Origin of the sequence: Parazoarcus communis SWub3 = DSM 12120 (assembly GCF_003226565.1) — a bacterium.
GTDB classification, from domain to species: Bacteria; Pseudomonadota; Gammaproteobacteria; order Burkholderiales; family Rhodocyclaceae; genus Parazoarcus; species Parazoarcus communis.
The window spans coordinates 1-14,401 of sequence record NZ_QKOE01000022.1; the positions used below are offsets into that span (position 1 = coordinate 1).

The following is a 14,401-nucleotide window of genomic DNA, read 5'->3' on the forward strand; positions in this document are numbered from 1 at the left end:
ATAAGTCTGACGACCATAGCTGCCTGGTCCCACCCCTTCCCATCCCGAACAGGACCGTGAAACAGGTACGCGCCGATGATAGTGAGATCCGCTCTCGTGAAAGTAGGTCATCGTCAGACTTAACCCATTCAAAACACCCCAGTTCGCCCAAACGCAGACTGGGGTGTTTTACGTCTACCACTCAGAAATCAAACATACACGTAAGCGCCCGGCAAACCGTAAGCGCCCGGCAAACCCATCTGCCCCCGGCGCGGTAGTGCGCTGAAGATCGTGTCCACCAATCCCGATAGTGGACACGATGGACGTCGTCATCGCGCGTCGCACCCGGCGCACGCACAGCGAAACCTTCAAACACTCGCTCATCTCGGCCTGCCGCGATCCCCGGCGGTGGCGGGCGTGGCGCTAGACACCCGAAAAAGAAAAGCCCGAACGCTTTCGGGTTCGGGCTAAACAATGTGTTCGTCTTGTGCTCGCTCTCGGCAATCTGCTGAACTGGTCAAGGCGTGCCCACTAGTGCCGCGGGGGTGTGCTGTCCAGAAAGCCCAGACGTCCTGCCTAGATTGCGCGGGTCAGTACGCCGATAGCCGGGGCCCAGTCTTCTGTGGGTGGCTTCTTCCGGGTGACGAGCGTGAGTTGCGCAGGGGCGAAGACATTCGCGTTGTGCGTGACTGGTGTGGTTATCAGGTACTGCGCGCGCGTGGCTCGCAGGAACGTGCCAACGCGGTCGATGTTGGCAACGTCCAGGTGGGCAAAGGGCTCGTCGATAAAAACGAAACCGCCTGGCCGGGCGTCGTCCATCAGCAGCGCAATCAGCAGTATCAGGGATTTCATGACCTGTTGGCCGCCTGAAGCCTCGCCATCGTTCAGGCCTACCGCACCCTTCCGATCGAAGTCAAAGCGTACCTCGAGACCGGCGGAGCCCAGCGAAACATCGTCGTTGTCCAGATGTGGCGGGGGGCAGTCAACATTGACGTTGGCAAGGTCACCCAGCGCCTTAAGATTCTTGCCATATTGGCGGACTGTTGCCCGAAGTTTGGCGATGTATGCGGCACGGGCGTCGTCGGTATGGCGCCGCGCGGTTGCGCAGTATGCCTGACGGTCGGCGTAGTCCCGCTCGCGGCTGGTGAGATCGGCGGATAGCCTGTCCCTTAGCGTGAGTACCGTGCTGTCGGTTACCCAGTCACCCTCGTCAAGATGGCGGTGGAGGCGGTCCAGTTGCAGTCGCGCGCCACGCGCATCGCCGTACTTGTCAGCAAGCAGGGTCAGTTCGGCGTTGTTCAGCCATTGTGCAGGCATGCCACGACGCCGGCGACGGAGTTTCATGATGCGTTGAGCTTGGGCGTGCCGGCGCGGGGCATGGTCACGCGCAATGTCGGCCAGACGAAGTTCAAGCGATTTCTGCTCGCGCAGACGACGATCCAGCTCGATTTCGATGCCACGCAGTTTCTCGACGATCTCGTCGAGCGCCCCCCGGGTTTCGGCGCGTAAAGCAATGCAGTCGGTCAAGGTCCGTCGTGCCTGCGGCAGTTCTGCTTCGGCAGCACCGTATTTTTCAGTGTTGGCAGCGAGCAGTTGTGCCGACTGGAGTCCGAGCAGACGTTGCCGGATGCTGGCCAAGTGATCGCCCGCCTGATCGAGCTTTGGGCGTAAAGCCTGTAACTGCCTGTCGAGTTGGGCGATTTCATCTTGCAGCTCAGTCAGGCGGGACTGGCGCGCGAGTTCGCCGAAGTGAAACTCCTGTGGCCGTCCGAGGTGCCGGGCACCACGGCGTTCGCGGTGATATCCGTCACGCGTGATCCATTCCTGCTCGCGAGGGAGGTTGCGTGCGGCCTCGGCACTCTCTACCCTGCGAATGCGGTTGAGAAGATCGCTGAGCCAGCGTGGTACCGGGGCAGAGAAATCGACCACTTCAGCCAGGCTCATTGGTTTGGGCGGTGGTGCCGTTTCGCGCTCGGCAACGATGAAGTGCCGGAAACGCTCGCGCTCGCCCACTGCCCAGGCCGCATGACGGTCCGAGTCGCGTTCGAGCAGCAGCAGGTGGCGATAGGGGCGCAGAATGGCCTCGACGGCAGCCTGCCACGCGGGGTCGATGACTTCGATGACTTCGGCAAGTCCGACATGGCCGATGCCTTCGGCGCCCAGGGTGACACGGAAGCGATTCACTTCGGCATCGCCCGGGGGGCCGCTCCGCAGGCGCGCGCTGCGAAGCTGCTCGGACTTGTCCTCGAACGCTGCGATCAGCTCGCGCTCCTTGCGGCGCAGGGTGACCAGCGCTGCATCTGCTTCTTCATGCGCTTTCTCGAGTGCCACCGCATCAGCGCCGTGCTCGTTGGCTAACTGAGCACGCAGGTTGTCACGTTCTGTCAGCAGCTTCTCAAGGTCGCGTACGCGGTCATGAGCTGTCAGGTGCTGCTGTTCGGCAGCCTTGTCCTGCAGCTTCAGACGTGTGCGCTCCGCCGTGGCGGCGTCCTGTTCTGCCCGGATAGCGTCAAGGCGGCTGCGGGCTTCGCGTTGTTCGATCTGCTTGTCGGCACGCTCACGGTTCAGCCGCAGCAATTCGCTACGCTCGGTCTCGATCTCCCGTGCGAGTTCGGCGCATTCCAGCCGTGGCACGATTTCCGCCTCGAGCGAGTGGATTTCGTCGCTGAGTTGCTTCCATTCCAGGAAACGGTCGGCCTCCAGGCGCTTGGTTTCGGACTGGGCGCGCAGGCGGTCGAGGTCCACGCCAAGTGACTCCAGTTCGCGCTCGGCATTCTTCTGTTCTTCGCGGGCGGCGTCGTAGTTGTCGAGCACCTCCTTGTCACCGAACACGTCGAAAACCAGTTCGAGCAGCGCTTTCGGTGAGTATTCGCACAGTTTGTCGGTGTCACCTTGCTCCAGCGACAGTACCTTGGCAATGGCCGGCGTCAGCCCACCCCAGGCAAGACGGGTCTGATAGTCGCGCAGCCCTGTCCACTCACTGGCTTTCTCCAACTCCTCGATTGGCAGGTTGCCGTCAACGATGGCGTAATCGCGGGTCCATTCGCCACCCGCCTTGCGAATGCGGCAGGCCAGCGTGACCTCGTCCTGCAGGCAAGGGAAGAAAGGGCGACGACCATTGCTGCCCGGGATGTTTGCGACGACCGCGCGGATCCAGGCAAAGCTGCGATCGGCCCGGCGGACATAGCGACGGAAGTCGCGTTTGCCAGAGCAGCGCAGAGCGAACAGGGTGCGCATGGCGTCAAGCAATGTGGTCTTGCCGGAGCCATTCGGGCCGACGATGGTGATGATCTGCGCATCCAGCGGCAGGCTGAAGCGGCGCCAGTAGTCCCAATGAACGAGTTCGAGCGTCTTGATGTGGAACATGTGGCTCAGCCTTCAGTGTCTTCGGGATCTTCGTCGGGCAGGTGGTCTGCCAGATCGAATGCATTGGCGTGCGGTAGCGAGTGACCAGCTTCGGTCAGGACGTCGGCCAGTGTGCCGTGGATGATGCGGTCGGCCAGCATGCGGTAATCGAGGGCGACGTCGAGCAGCGGTCCTTCCAGGATCACGCCATTGCGTCGCTCGATGAAACCCAGGCGGGCGAGCTTGCCAAGCATGAAGTTGCGCACCTTGGTCTTGCCGCCGAGGCGTCCGCCAAAATCGGCAATCAGTGAGGCCTCTGACAGTCCGGCGGAGACACTGTCGCCATGTGCGACCGGCTTGTCGGTACCAAACAGGTCGGCCTGACCATCATCATCGAGTTCGCGGCGGGTGACCTGGCGTTCGCGTTTGGGTAACACGATCAGTGCCCAGACGATGATCAGCAGCGCGATCTCGTCACGGGTCAGGCCTAGATTGCTGGCTGCGTATTCACGGCTGGCGCCAAAGACCGGTTCATGCATGTCGGCCGCCAGACCGACGGCGACATGCGCAGCATAAGGGTTGTCGAGCAGACGCAGGCCGACTGCGCCCAGGCGACGGTCCAGGTCCTGGCGGAAGGTCTCGTCCACCAGGGCTCGCCGCACCAGACGATCATTACGTGGTAGCCAGCGATGGTTGATCAGGCGGGCGGTCAGGGTTTGCAGTTCGTGTTCCATCATTGCTCCGCGTCGGGGGCGGGAGAAGGGCTGAGGGTCGGGCAAACCTCGCCCGCCGTGATCAGCGCAATTTCGTCTTCGTTGACCTCGACCAGTCGGTCGCTGAACGACACGGTCAGAGGCAGGCGCATGAAGGCGCCGATCGGTCCGTCGGCCGGGCTGGCATCTTCGCCGTCCGCAAGGAGGGCGAGCAGCGACAGGCGGTAGCTGGCGGGGGCGAATCCACCGCCGCCGATCATCTGTTGCAAGGGCACGGCTGTCTGCAGTTTGTCGAGGCGGGCGCCGAAGTGTTCCAGCAGGCGCAGGTCTTCGTGTTCGGGCGCGATTGACGGCGGGGTGTTCTCGGCGGCCGGCAGGCTGGTGTCCAGCGCGGTCTGTTGATTCTGCCCGGAGAGTGCCGCTTCGGCACGGTCCAGCAGTTCGTGTCCGCCTGCAAGCAGCGCGGGGGCAGGCGAGGCATCGAGTGCGCCGACGACCAGCTCGGCCAGGCGGGATGCGTCTTGCTGGCGTAGCCAGGCAGCAACGTCGGACGAGGAGATGCCGGATCCTCCCAGCGTGACCCGCTGGGTTTCGATCTTGTTGAGTGCGCGCTGGAAGGCGGCGTCCACCCGCGCCAGCCGCGACTGTGCAAGGCCGATCCGCTGAGCGACACGGGCAATCTCGAAATCGACTTCCGGGTCGGCCAGCAGTTCGCGCAGGAGGGTGGTTCCACGTTCGATCCACCGACCGTTGGCCTTCAGGCGGCTGCGTGCCGTGACGATGCGGAATTCCGAGCCGGAAGCGATGGCCTCTTCGAAATGCCAGGTCAGGTCATTGAGCTTGGACAACAGATGGCTGAGCGCCTCCGGCGTGATGTTGCCAGTGGCGGACAGCCCCGCGAGTTGAGCGGTCAGGAAACCCAGCTCGGCGTCTTCTTCTGCGCTGAACTGCAGCAACATGCCGAGTGCGGCGACTGCATTGCGGCCAAGGTCGGACAGGTGGTACAGGCCGTCGTCGGCAAAGGCCAGCAGGTCATGGTCACGAAGGCGCTTGAGCACCGTCTCGAGCTTGACCGGATCCAGGTAGGCAAAGCGGCGGCGCAGGGTTTCCGGCGTCCATCGTGGCGCTTCGGATTCCTGGCCGATCTCGCGCAGTACCAGAAGGCGTAACAGGACTTCGGCATCCGAGCCGCGGAACAGTGAAATGAAGGTGCCGACGATGCCGCGTGCGGCCATCAACGGACCGAGTTCGGGGACATCGTCGGCTGTGACGCCGTCAGCGAGGAAGGCAGTGAGATCGATGTCGGTCATGGAATGCGAGACCGGGCCTGCGCGCGGCAGGTCCGCGGCAGGGCTCGGCGCTGTTCAGTGAATCAACGGCGCGGGTCGATGACTTGGCTGGATGTCTCACCCGCGTCCGCCGCGATCCGGGCACCAGGGCTCAGACGCCCTGTTTGAGACTGGCTGCGATGAAGTCGTCAAGGTCGCCATCGAGCACCGCCTGGGTATTGCCAACCTCGTAGTTGGTGCGCAAGTCCTTGATGCGAGACTGGTCGAGCACATAAGAGCGGATCTGGTGCCCCCAGCCGATGTCGCTCTTGGTGTCTTCCAGCTTCTGCTGTTCAGCCTGCCGTTTGCGCAGCTCGAGTTCGTACAGCCGTGCCTTCAGCATCGACATGGCCTCGGCCTTGTTCTTGTGCTGTGAGCGGTCGTTCTGGCACTGCACCACCGTATTGGTGGGTACGTGGGTGATCCGCACCGCAGAGTCGGTCTTGTTGATGTGCTGCCCACCGGCGCCGGACGCGCGGTAGGTGTCGATGCGCAGGTCGGCCGGGTTGATCTCGATCTCGATCGAATCATCCACTTCCGGAAACACGAACACCGAGGTGAAACTGGTGTGGCGGCGGGCGTTGGAGTCGAAGGGCGACTTGCGGACCAGCCGATGGATGCCGGTTTCGGTGCGCAGGTAGCCGTAGGCATACTCGCCGCTGACCTTGATCGTGCAGTTCTTGATGCCGGCCACTTCACCTTCGGTCTCTTCCATCAGCTCGACGGTGAAGCCTTTTTTCTCGGCGTAGCGCAGATACATGCGTTCCAGCATGCCGGCCCAATCCTGGGCTTCGGTACCACCGGCACCGGCCTGGATTTCGATGAAGCAGGCATTCGGATCCATCGGATTGCTGAACATGCGGCGGAACTCGAGTTTCTCCACCGCGCCGGCCAGCTCGCCCAGGTCGGTTTCGACCGCCTCGAAAGTGTCATCATCTTCCTCGGCTTCAGCGAGGTCGAATAGATCCTTCAGATCGGTGGATTGCTGCTCGATGTTCTGCAGCGTCAGCACGACTTCTTCGAGCTGGCGCTTCTCCTTGCCGAGTTCCTGGGCGCGTTCGGCGTTGTTCCAGACCGACGGGTCTTCCAGGGCGAGATTGACTTCTTCGAGCTTCGATGCTTTCACATCGTAGTCAAAGATACCTCCGGAGTTCGCGACCGCGGGCGGCGAGGTCGGCGAGTTTTTCGGCGATGGCGTTCTTGCGTTCGGCTTCCATGTACGGCTCCGGGGATAATGCGGAAAACCGGGCATTATACCTGCTGGATGAGGGTCTGCCGCGTTTCCCAAACCAGGGCGAAGGCATCGCAGGCGCCCGACGGTCTCGTCGTGACGCGCACTCCGGATGGCGCATGACGCGGATGGGCGTCACGGGCGTGGCAGCGTTAAACTGATCGGGACGAAGCTCTCAATGACCCGATGTCCATGGACCTCACGACGCCCGCCCTGCTGTTCCCCGCCATTTCGCTGCTATTGCTTGCCTATACCAACCGCTTTCTGACCCTGGCGCAGGTCATCCGTCAGTTGCACGCTTCGCCGGAGCATGGCAGCGGGGTGGTGATGAGGCAGATTCCGGGTTTGAAACGGCGCATCCAGTTGATCCAGTACATGCAGAGTTTCGGCGTGCTCAGCTTCTTGCTGTGTGCCCTGTCGATGCTGGCCTTGTTCCTGCATGGCGAGGCGGCAGGTCAGGCGCTGTTCGGCGCCAGCATCATCGCGCTGGCGGTTTCCCTGGTGTTGTCGCTGGTAGAGGTGTTGATCTCCACCAACGCCTTGTCCATCGTGGTTGAGGACCTGGAGCGCACTGGCAAGTCGTAGCCCTGTGTGGTGCATGGGTCAGCGTGCCAGCCGCCAGTCCAGCTGCGCTGGTCGGCCTGGCAGGTTCAAGGTAGCGCTTGCCGGCGGGCTGTGTGCGATCACCTTGCCCGCACGCCAGACGCGCAGCCGGGTCGCGCCAAGGCGTATTGCCTCCACCGGATCGGTGGCCTGCAGCAGCACCAGATCGGCCTTGCATCCCGGGGCGATGCCATAACCCTCCAGGCCCAGGATGCTGGCGGGTGTGCTGGTAACGGCATCGAAGCACTGGCGCATCGCGGCCTGCCCGGTCATTTGCGCCACATGCAGACCCATGCGTGCGACTTCGAGCATGTCGCCGCTGCCCAGCGGATACCACGGGTCCATCACGCAGTCGTGGCCGAAGGCCACCGGCACGCCGGCGGCCAGTAGTTCCGGCACCCGGGTCATGCCACGACGTTTGGGGTAGCTGTCGTGGCGGCCCTGCAGGGTGATGTTGATCAGCGGGTTGGCCACCGCGGCGACACCGGCTTCGCGGATCAGCGGGATCAGCTTCGAGACGTAATAGTTGTCCATCGAATGCATCGAGGTCAGATGCGAGCCTGTCACCCGGCCATGCAGGCCGAGACGCTGGGCGTGAAAGGCCAGCGTCTCGATATGGCGGGACAGCGGGTCGTCGCTCTCGTCGCAATGCATGTCCACCCGCAGACCACGTGCAGCGGCCAGTTCGCAGAGGATGCGCACCGATTCTGCGCCGTCGTTCATGGTGCGCTCGAAATGAGGAATGCCGCCGACAACCTCCACACCCAGGTCGAGCGCACGTTTCAGCTTGTCGAGCGCGCCAGGGCTGCGCAGTACGCCGTCCTGGGGGAAGGCCACCAGTTGCAGCTCGAGCCAGGGGGCGACCCGTCGTTTGACTTCGAGCAGCGCCTCGACGGCGAGCAGGCGCGGATCGCACACATCCACATGCGAACGGATTGCCAGTAGACCGCGTGCAACAGCCCAGTCGCAATAGGCCATGGCACGCTCGATGACCGCCTCCTGGGTGAGGTGGGGCTTGAGTTCGCCCCACAGCGCGATACCTTCCAGCAAGGTGCCTGATTGGTTGACCCGCGGCAGGCCGTAGGACAGTGTCGAATCCATGTGGAAATGGGCGTCGACAAAAGGCGGGCTGAGGAGTTGGCCTGCGGCGTCGAAGTCCTCGGCGGCCTCTGCCTGAAGGGCGGGTTCGACTGCAACGATGCGGCCTTCGGTGATACCGACGTCGATATTGACGCGGCCATCGGGCAGATTGGCATTGCGGACGATCAGGTCGAGCATGTGTGGCGAGCTTCCGGGAGCGTGGGTGGGACGTCTGTTCGGGGCCAGGGCAGGCCGCACGTGCGCATGACGACGGTCAGTACGTGGTCGGTGGCCCGGACATGGTCGGCCACTGTCTGGCGGGCCTTGCCGAGTACCGCACAGATCTGGCTGTCGAAGTCGGCATAGGTCTGGGTGGCCGCCCATAGGGTGAAGAACAGATGGGTGCCGTCCACCGGAGCGATGCGGCCGTCTGCCACCCATCTGGCAATGACATCGGCGCGGTCACGGACCAACTCACGCAACTCGCTTCGCAGGAAGTAGCCGATGTGCCCCGCGCCGTGCAGGATCTCGTTGGCGAACACGCGCGACGCATCGGGTCGTTCGGCGCTGAGGCGCATCTTTGCACGCACGTAGTGTTCCAGTGCCGCCGCCGGGTCGGCATCGACAGTCAGCGTGTCGGTTTCGGCGAGCCAAAGGGCCAGGATGTTGTCCAGAACGGCACGGTAAAGCGCCTCTTTCGAGCTGAAATAGTAATGTAGCGTGGGTTTGGGTACGCCGGCAGTCTCCGCAATTTCATTCAGGGTCGCACCTTGGTAGCCGGCCCGGGCAAAGACTTTTTCTGCCGCCTTCAGGATGGCGCCTTCCTGGCGTTGACGGATGCGGCCCTTGGCGGCAGGCCTGTCGCCAAGGGATTTATCGATGATCGCGCGCAGGCTCATCGTGTGCCGAACAATCGGTCGCCTGCATCGCCCAGGCCTGGCACGATGTAGCCATGATCATTCAGGTGGCTGTCCACCGCGCCCGCCAGGATGGGGACTTCAGGATGGTGTTCGGCCAGCGTCGAGATGCCCTCGGGGGCCGCCAGCAGGCAAACAAATTTCAGACTGGTGACGCCATCTTCCTTGAGTCTGGACAGCGCGGCCGATGCCGAATTGCCCGTGGCCAGCATCGGGTCGACGACGATGACCAGACGTTCGTCAATGTCCTCGGGCACCTTGTAGTAGTACTCCACCGCCTGCAGTGTGTGCGGATCGCGATACAGGCCGATGTGACCGACACGGGCGCCGGGCAGCAACTCGATCATGCCGTCGATCATGCCGTTACCCGCACGCATGATGGACACCAGGCACAGTTTCTTGCCGGCAATCACCGGCGCCTGGCATTCGGTGACGGGCGTGGTCACGGTGATCATTTCGGTGGGCAGGTCGCGGGTCACTTCGTAGGCCATCATCGCGGCGATCTCGCGCACGACGCGGCGGAAGTTGTCGGTGGTGGTCTCGGCGTTGCGCAACAGCGTGAGCTTGTGCTTCAGCAGGGGATGATCGACTTCGGTCAGGTTCAGGTGCATGGCGGCCTCCCTTGGTGCATGATCGATCAGAAAACCGTGCCATCGCTGACGATGCGCAACGGTGGAAGTCCGCCAGAGCGCAACTGCGCGGCGATGCGGCGACCGGCGGACCAGGTGCCACCCTGCAGTACCTTGGGCAGGCTGAAGCTGGCAGCATCGACACCCAGCACCTCGCGCACCGCGTTGGCGAGGCGGTCGAGACCGATCACCGTCAGCGCCCGCCATTCGACGATGGGCGGGGAATCCACCTGCCATTCCGTGGTGAAGAAGGCGGGGCTGCGCGGGCGGATGACGCCGGTATCGAGCAACAGGCCGCCGTTACGATACTCGGGCAGGCCAGTCAGGCGGTCGATGCCGGCAACTTGCAGGCCGGCGTCCTCAAGGGGTTCCAGCAGCGAATAGCACAGCCACTGAGTCAGCTTGTGGAAGGGCAGCAAACCATCGTCCAGTGCAGGGTGGGGCCAGCAGTCCCCCAGCGACACCCCCTCAAGGCTGATGCGGCCGGGCCACACCGGGCCGAAGGCGCGCAGCAGGGTGTCGAGGACGAATTCGGCCTGGATCACGCCCGAGCTGGCATGGTTCACCAGATAGTCGGCCAGGTTTCCAAGCCGGGCTGGCGAGCCAAACACCCGTGGTGTGGCCGCCATCACCTCACCGAGGCGGCGCAGCAGGCTGGTGCGGCCCTGCAGCCCAACCAGTGGATTGCGCTCACTGACCTGGAAGACCTCGGCCAACATGCTGGTCGCAAGGGCAGAAAGGGCACTCGCGTCGCTGCGTAGCGGGTGGCTCGGGTCGGCAGAAAGGGCGCCACTTTCGAACAGCGCCAGGCTGGCAAGCGCAAGGCCTTCCGAGCGGCCATGGGTCTGGCCACTGCGCTGCTCGGTATAGTGCCAGTCAGGGCCCGCGCCTGCGTCGAGCAGCACGCTGGGTACGACCAGATCAATGGCCACGCGGGCGCGTTCCAGCGGATCGCTTACATCGATGTGCGTGCTCAGTGCTTGCCAGCGGTCGATACCACCGGCTTCGAAGTGACGCCAGCGGCTGTGGTAGGGCACGTCCAGATCAGGGTAATCATGACGGATGGTTTCAGCGACGTAGGCCGCTGCAGTGGGAAGCGCCGCGTCGTTCCACTGAAAGAAAGACGAGCGACCGTTCTCCACCGCTGCCATCACCACTGCACAGCGTTCGCGCACTGCACGGGCGCTGAGCAAGCTGGCAGCGGGATGACCGGTTGGTACCGGGGTATGCCAGCCGGTGGCGGTTTGCATTTCGGCGGCAAATGAAGCGGGGTTCATTCGTGCAGACCTCGTCCTTTCGCAATTTCAAGTTCTGCCGCGGCGGGTGTCCCCTGCGGCGAAAAATAGCCAGCTGCCACCTTGGCGTCCATTTCGACGCGGGCGTCAGCCGGAATCAACGCGTCCGGTATGGCCACCCGCTCCACCACCTCGATGCCGGCTGCAACCAGGGCACCGTGCTTCATGTCACTCATCGAGGCCCAGCGGTCGATGCGGCGGATGCCGAGCCAGTGGAACACGTCCGGCATCAACTCCTGAAAGCGCATGTCCTGAACGCCGGCCACGCATTCGGTACGGGCAAAGTAGGTCTCCGCACGGTCGCCGCCTTTCTGCCGCTTGCGCGCGTTGTACACCAGGAACTTGGTCACCTCGCCCAGCGCACGGCCTTCCTTGCGGTTGTACACCACCAGGCCGACGCCACCTTGCTGTGCCATCTCGATGCAGATCTCGATGCCGTGGGCGAGGTAGGGACGGCAGGTGCAGATGTCCGAGCCGAACACGTCAGAGCCGTTACATTCGTCGTGAACCCGACAGGCAATTTTAGTCGCTGGATCGCCAAGTTTTGTGACATCGCCGAACAGATACAAGGTCATGCCACCGATGGGCGGCAGAAAAACCTTGATGTCGGGCCGGGTGACCAGTTCGGGGAACATGCCTGCGGTCTGTTCGAAAAGGGTGCGACGCAGATCGCTTTCACGGATACCGAACCGTTCGGCGATGCCAGGCAGATACCACACGGGATCGATCGCCGCCTTGGTGACCTTGACGTCGCCATTGGCTGCCAGGATGTCGCCATCGGGCACCAGGCGCCCGGCCGCCATGGCTGCAGCCAGTTCTGGCATGTTGATGTGTGCCTTGGTCACCGCAATGGTCGGTCGGATGTCGATGCCGGCGGCGATCAGATGCGCGAAGTCCTCGGTTGCCCGGTGGCCCCAGGGATCGAGTGAGACGATGGCGCCAGGGTCATTCCATTGCGGAAAGGGCCCGATCGGTACCGCCGGTGCCGTGTTGGACAGGTCTGGGCGGTGCCCCGCCTGCAAGTTGCCCGCCGCGACTGCCAGCGCCCGGTACAGCGAATAGGCGCCGGAATGGGTGCCGATTGCATTGCGATGGTTGGGCTGGCTCATGCTGGCAATCAGCGGGCCGCGCTCACGCGCACTTGGCGCGCCCCACTCGATGGCCTGCTGCTGTCCGGGACGGGTACGGGGATGCGAGGTCAACACGATATGGGACGCCATGACGGACTCCTTGCGCTGTCGATCGGAACCTGACTGTTTGGTCAGATTCCGTCAAGCGAGTTTCATGCCATGGGTTTGAGCGCGAAATAGGGGCTTTCCCACCCCCGGGGCGCACTGCATTCGTGCTCGGTCAAGTGTTTCGGTTTCCGCAGGCCCGAACTTGGTGCCTGCGCGGGGGCCGCCACTGCCAGGCCCGACAGGGTTCAGGCTGAGCCGTCGTTACGCAGCCGCTTCCGTGCCGTCAGCAGCGACATCATCACGGTGGGGATGGAGATCACGGCAAACAGCGCCAAGCCCAGCGGCGCCAGGCTGAGGTCCGAGATCGAAACGAGCATCAGCAAGGCCTGAGCCTGCACGATGGCCAGCCCCCAGCGCCACGCACGCTGGGGTGCAAAGTGACCGACTGCACCCGCAATCAGGATGGCGAGCGGGTAGCTGATCACCCAGTAGACCTGCGCATCCCAGGCTTCCTGGGCACCTGTCAGCACGCCGGTGATGACCCACAGCAAGGTACCGCTACCGATTGCGGCGGTGTAGGCCTGGGTATCGGACCAGGTTTTCATCGGGGGCTCCTGAATAAGGGGACAGCGCGTTGGTTTGCCACTTGAAAAATGTGGAACGGCTGCAAGTTTGACGGATTTGAGGTGTGGACCCAAGCGCGGTGCTCAGGCCGGTTTGCGACGGGCCGGTTTGCGTTTGCCACGGGTGGCCGGCTTCTGCGTTGCGTGAAGGTCGAGCTGGTCGAGCCAGAGCAGGGTATCCGCGTAGCTCAGAAAGCGTTCGACGTAGGCGGGCGACAGTTGCTGCAACTGAGTCAGGGCTTGCAGCACCAGATGATGCGCATTGAGCGGGCCCGCGTTGTCGGGTGCCTGTGCCATTGCCCGGGTAAGCTGGCGATCGGTATCGAGGCGTGACCAGGTCCGGCGAAAGTAGCGTACTGCCTTCAGCTCTGTCCGTGCCGTGTCCTCATGGGCCACGTTGTCAGAGGCGTAGGGTGTGCGGACCGGTACGGCCTGACCGATATGGGCAAGCAGATCGGCAAGCGTGCGGACGGGGGCTCGTCTGTGCAGGGCATCGAGGTTGCGGTGCACAGCAGCAAAATCTCCGGTGTCGAGCAGTGCGTTCAGTTGCGCGCGGGTGGTGGTGGCAAGTTCGGCTTCGGCTGCGATGCGGGTGATGGCCTGCTGCCGGGCATGCTCCAGGCGCTCACGGTAGGCGTCGATGCGCGTCGCCAGCCGGCGGGTCAGCAGGCGCTGGCTTGCCTCGCTGCGCCCCTGGGTTCGACGCGACATCGCCTCGAGCAGGCGCAGGCCGACTGGATCGAAGCGCTCGGCGCCACGCGCGCGCAAGTCGGCAAAGGCATCGGGCTGTGGCGCTGTCTGCCCGTCCGACGTCATCGGACCGTCGCTGTCGACTTCAGCCATGGGGCGCAGCTGCCTGCCTGGCGGTACGGGGAACGGGGGCCATTTCCACACGGCGGTTGCGGGCACGTCCCTCCTCGTCAGCATTGGGCGCAACGGGTTGTTCGGCCCCGAACGCGGCTGCAAAGACCGAGGCGGAAGGAATGCCGGCCTCGATCAGGGCGCGGGTCACGGTCAGCGCGCGTTGGGCGGACAGCTCCCAGTTATCGGCAAACTGACGGTTGTTGTCCCGGATCGGCCGGTCGTCGGTAAAGCCGCTGACCATCAGGATCTCGTCACGGCCTTCCAGATAAGTGGTCAGCGGCTGTGCCAGACTGTTCAGCAACTGCCGGCCCTCGGGCTGCAGGGCGTCGGAGTTCAACGCAAACAGCACGCTGCCGCTGATGCCGATGCGTCCGCCGTCCAGTGTCACCCGGCCAGCTGCCAGCGGGGCGGCAAGGGCGTCTTCGAGAGCGATGCGGCGCTGTTCCTCTGCCTGGCGCTTGTTGATTTCGGCCTCCAGGCTGGAGGCCAGCTCAAGCTGAAACCCCAGCACGCCGACTAGAATCAGCACGAACGCACCCAGCAGGCCGGACATCAGGTCGCCGAACACCGCCCATGCCGGGGCCGAATGTTCGAGGCCGGCGTCGGTTTCTTCCAT

The 14,401-nt window shown here is 63.6% G+C and carries 13 protein-coding genes and 1 rRNA gene; 2 read left to right on the forward strand and 12 right to left on the reverse strand.

Annotated features, from left to right (window positions below; translation table 11 throughout):
* The first annotated feature begins 5 nt into the window (after positions 1 to 5).
* Positions 6 to 119 (forward strand): 5S ribosomal RNA (gene rrf / locus DNK49_RS19910).
* Between the two features lie 436 nt (positions 120 to 555).
* On the opposite strand, the gene DNK49_RS19915 is transcribed toward rrf, so the two are convergent.
* The 4 genes from DNK49_RS19915 to prfB form a co-directional block, all read right to left on the reverse strand.
* Positions 556 to 3,345 (reverse strand): AAA family ATPase, encoded by a 2,790-nt coding sequence (locus DNK49_RS19915; RefSeq protein ID WP_110528886.1) that lies wholly within the window; start codon positions 3,343 to 3,345, stop codon positions 556 to 558.
* A 5-nt stretch (positions 3,346 to 3,350) separates the two neighbouring features.
* Complete coding sequence (locus DNK49_RS19920) at positions 3,351 to 4,058, reverse strand: hypothetical protein (protein ID WP_110528889.1); 708 nt, start codon at positions 4,056 to 4,058, stop codon at positions 3,351 to 3,353.
* On the reverse strand, positions 4,058 to 5,347 hold the full coding sequence (locus DNK49_RS19925; RefSeq protein ID WP_110528892.1) for a hypothetical protein: 1,290 nt from the start codon (positions 5,345 to 5,347) through the stop codon (positions 4,058 to 4,060). Before DNK49_RS19925 ends, DNK49_RS19920 begins: the two co-directional genes overlap by 1 nt.
* Before the next feature lie 130 nt (positions 5,348 to 5,477).
* Positions 5,478 to 6,582 (reverse strand): peptide chain release factor 2 gene (gene prfB / locus DNK49_RS19930; RefSeq protein ID WP_110528895.1). Its coding sequence is split into 2 segments (ribosomal slippage): positions 5,478 to 6,500 and positions 6,502 to 6,582, totalling 1,104 coding nucleotides; the frame shifts between segments, so codons are not numbered across the junction.
* 206 nt (positions 6,583 to 6,788) lie between these two features.
* On the opposite strand from prfB, the gene DNK49_RS19935 reads away from it, so the two are divergent.
* On the forward strand, positions 6,789 to 7,181 hold the full coding sequence (locus DNK49_RS19935; protein ID WP_110529025.1) for a DUF2721 domain-containing protein: 393 nt from the start codon (positions 6,789 to 6,791) through the stop codon (positions 7,179 to 7,181).
* A gap of 18 nt (positions 7,182 to 7,199) precedes the next feature.
* Here DNK49_RS19935 and DNK49_RS19940 read toward each other — a convergent pair whose 3' ends face one another.
* From DNK49_RS19940 to DNK49_RS19975, 8 genes are all read right to left on the reverse strand, one after another.
* The gene (locus tag DNK49_RS19940) at positions 7,200 to 8,477 is read right to left on the reverse strand and encodes an amidohydrolase family protein (RefSeq protein WP_110528898.1); all 1,278 of its coding nucleotides are present in this window, start codon (positions 8,475 to 8,477) and stop codon (positions 7,200 to 7,202) included.
* Positions 8,465 to 9,178: a TetR/AcrR family transcriptional regulator gene (locus tag DNK49_RS19945; RefSeq protein ID WP_110528901.1), complete on the reverse strand. Its 714-nt coding sequence runs from the start codon at positions 9,176 to 9,178 to the stop codon at positions 8,465 to 8,467. Before DNK49_RS19945 ends, DNK49_RS19940 begins: the two co-directional genes overlap by 13 nt.
* Positions 9,175 to 9,807, reverse strand: a complete 633-nt coding sequence (upp, locus tag DNK49_RS19950) for a uracil phosphoribosyltransferase (RefSeq protein ID WP_110528904.1) — start codon at positions 9,805 to 9,807, stop codon at positions 9,175 to 9,177. Before upp ends, DNK49_RS19945 begins: the two co-directional genes overlap by 4 nt.
* A gap of 26 nt (positions 9,808 to 9,833) precedes the next feature.
* A complete protein-coding gene (locus DNK49_RS19955; RefSeq protein ID WP_110528907.1) occupies positions 9,834 to 11,102 on the reverse strand; it encodes a URC4/urg3 family protein in 1,269 nt (422 codons plus the stop codon).
* The gene (locus tag DNK49_RS19960) at positions 11,099 to 12,340 is read right to left on the reverse strand and encodes a GTP cyclohydrolase II (protein ID WP_110528911.1); all 1,242 of its coding nucleotides are present in this window, start codon (positions 12,338 to 12,340) and stop codon (positions 11,099 to 11,101) included. Before DNK49_RS19960 ends, DNK49_RS19955 begins: the two co-directional genes overlap by 4 nt.
* A gap of 203 nt (positions 12,341 to 12,543) precedes the next feature.
* A complete protein-coding gene (locus DNK49_RS19965; protein WP_110528914.1) occupies positions 12,544 to 12,903 on the reverse strand; it encodes a hypothetical protein in 360 nt (119 codons plus the stop codon).
* Between the two features lie 102 nt (positions 12,904 to 13,005).
* Entirely contained in the window at positions 13,006 to 13,764 is a 759-nt protein-coding gene (locus DNK49_RS19970) for a DUF2894 domain-containing protein (RefSeq protein WP_165843394.1), read from the reverse strand.
* Entirely contained in the window at positions 13,757 to 14,401 is a 645-nt protein-coding gene (locus tag DNK49_RS19975; protein ID WP_110528920.1) for an OmpA family protein, read from the reverse strand. Before DNK49_RS19975 ends, DNK49_RS19970 begins: the two co-directional genes overlap by 8 nt.

Bases quoted from the DNA above. Each gene is read 5' to 3' on its own strand.
- DNK49_RS19935 (WP_110529025.1), top strand. From the start codon at position 6,789: ATGGACCTCACGACGCCCGCCCTGCTGTTCCCCGCCATTTCGCTGCTA.
- DNK49_RS19975 (WP_110528920.1), bottom strand. From the start codon at position 14,401: ATGGAAGAAACCGACGCCGGCCTCGAACATTCGGCCCCGGCATGGGCG.
- DNK49_RS19940 (WP_110528898.1), bottom strand. From the start codon at position 8,477: ATGCTCGACCTGATCGTCCGCAATGCCAATCTGCCCGATGGCCGCGTC.
- DNK49_RS19955 (WP_110528907.1), bottom strand. From the start codon at position 11,102: ATGAACCCCGCTTCATTTGCCGCCGAAATGCAAACCGCCACCGGCTGG.
- DNK49_RS19965 (WP_110528914.1), bottom strand. From the start codon at position 12,903: ATGAAAACCTGGTCCGATACCCAGGCCTACACCGCCGCAATCGGTAGC.
- DNK49_RS19970 (WP_165843394.1), bottom strand. From the start codon at position 13,764: ATGGCTGAAGTCGACAGCGACGGTCCGATGACGTCGGACGGGCAGACA.
- DNK49_RS19920 (WP_110528889.1), bottom strand. From the start codon at position 4,058: ATGGAACACGAACTGCAAACCCTGACCGCCCGCCTGATCAACCATCGC.
- DNK49_RS19925 (WP_110528892.1), bottom strand. From the start codon at position 5,347: ATGACCGACATCGATCTCACTGCCTTCCTCGCTGACGGCGTCACAGCC.
- DNK49_RS19945 (WP_110528901.1), bottom strand. From the start codon at position 9,178: ATGAGCCTGCGCGCGATCATCGATAAATCCCTTGGCGACAGGCCTGCC.
- DNK49_RS19915 (WP_110528886.1), bottom strand. From the start codon at position 3,345: ATGTTCCACATCAAGACGCTCGAACTCGTTCATTGGGACTACTGGCGC.
- upp (WP_110528904.1), bottom strand. From the start codon at position 9,807: ATGCACCTGAACCTGACCGAAGTCGATCATCCCCTGCTGAAGCACAAG.
- DNK49_RS19960 (WP_110528911.1), bottom strand. From the start codon at position 12,340: ATGGCGTCCCATATCGTGTTGACCTCGCATCCCCGTACCCGTCCCGGA.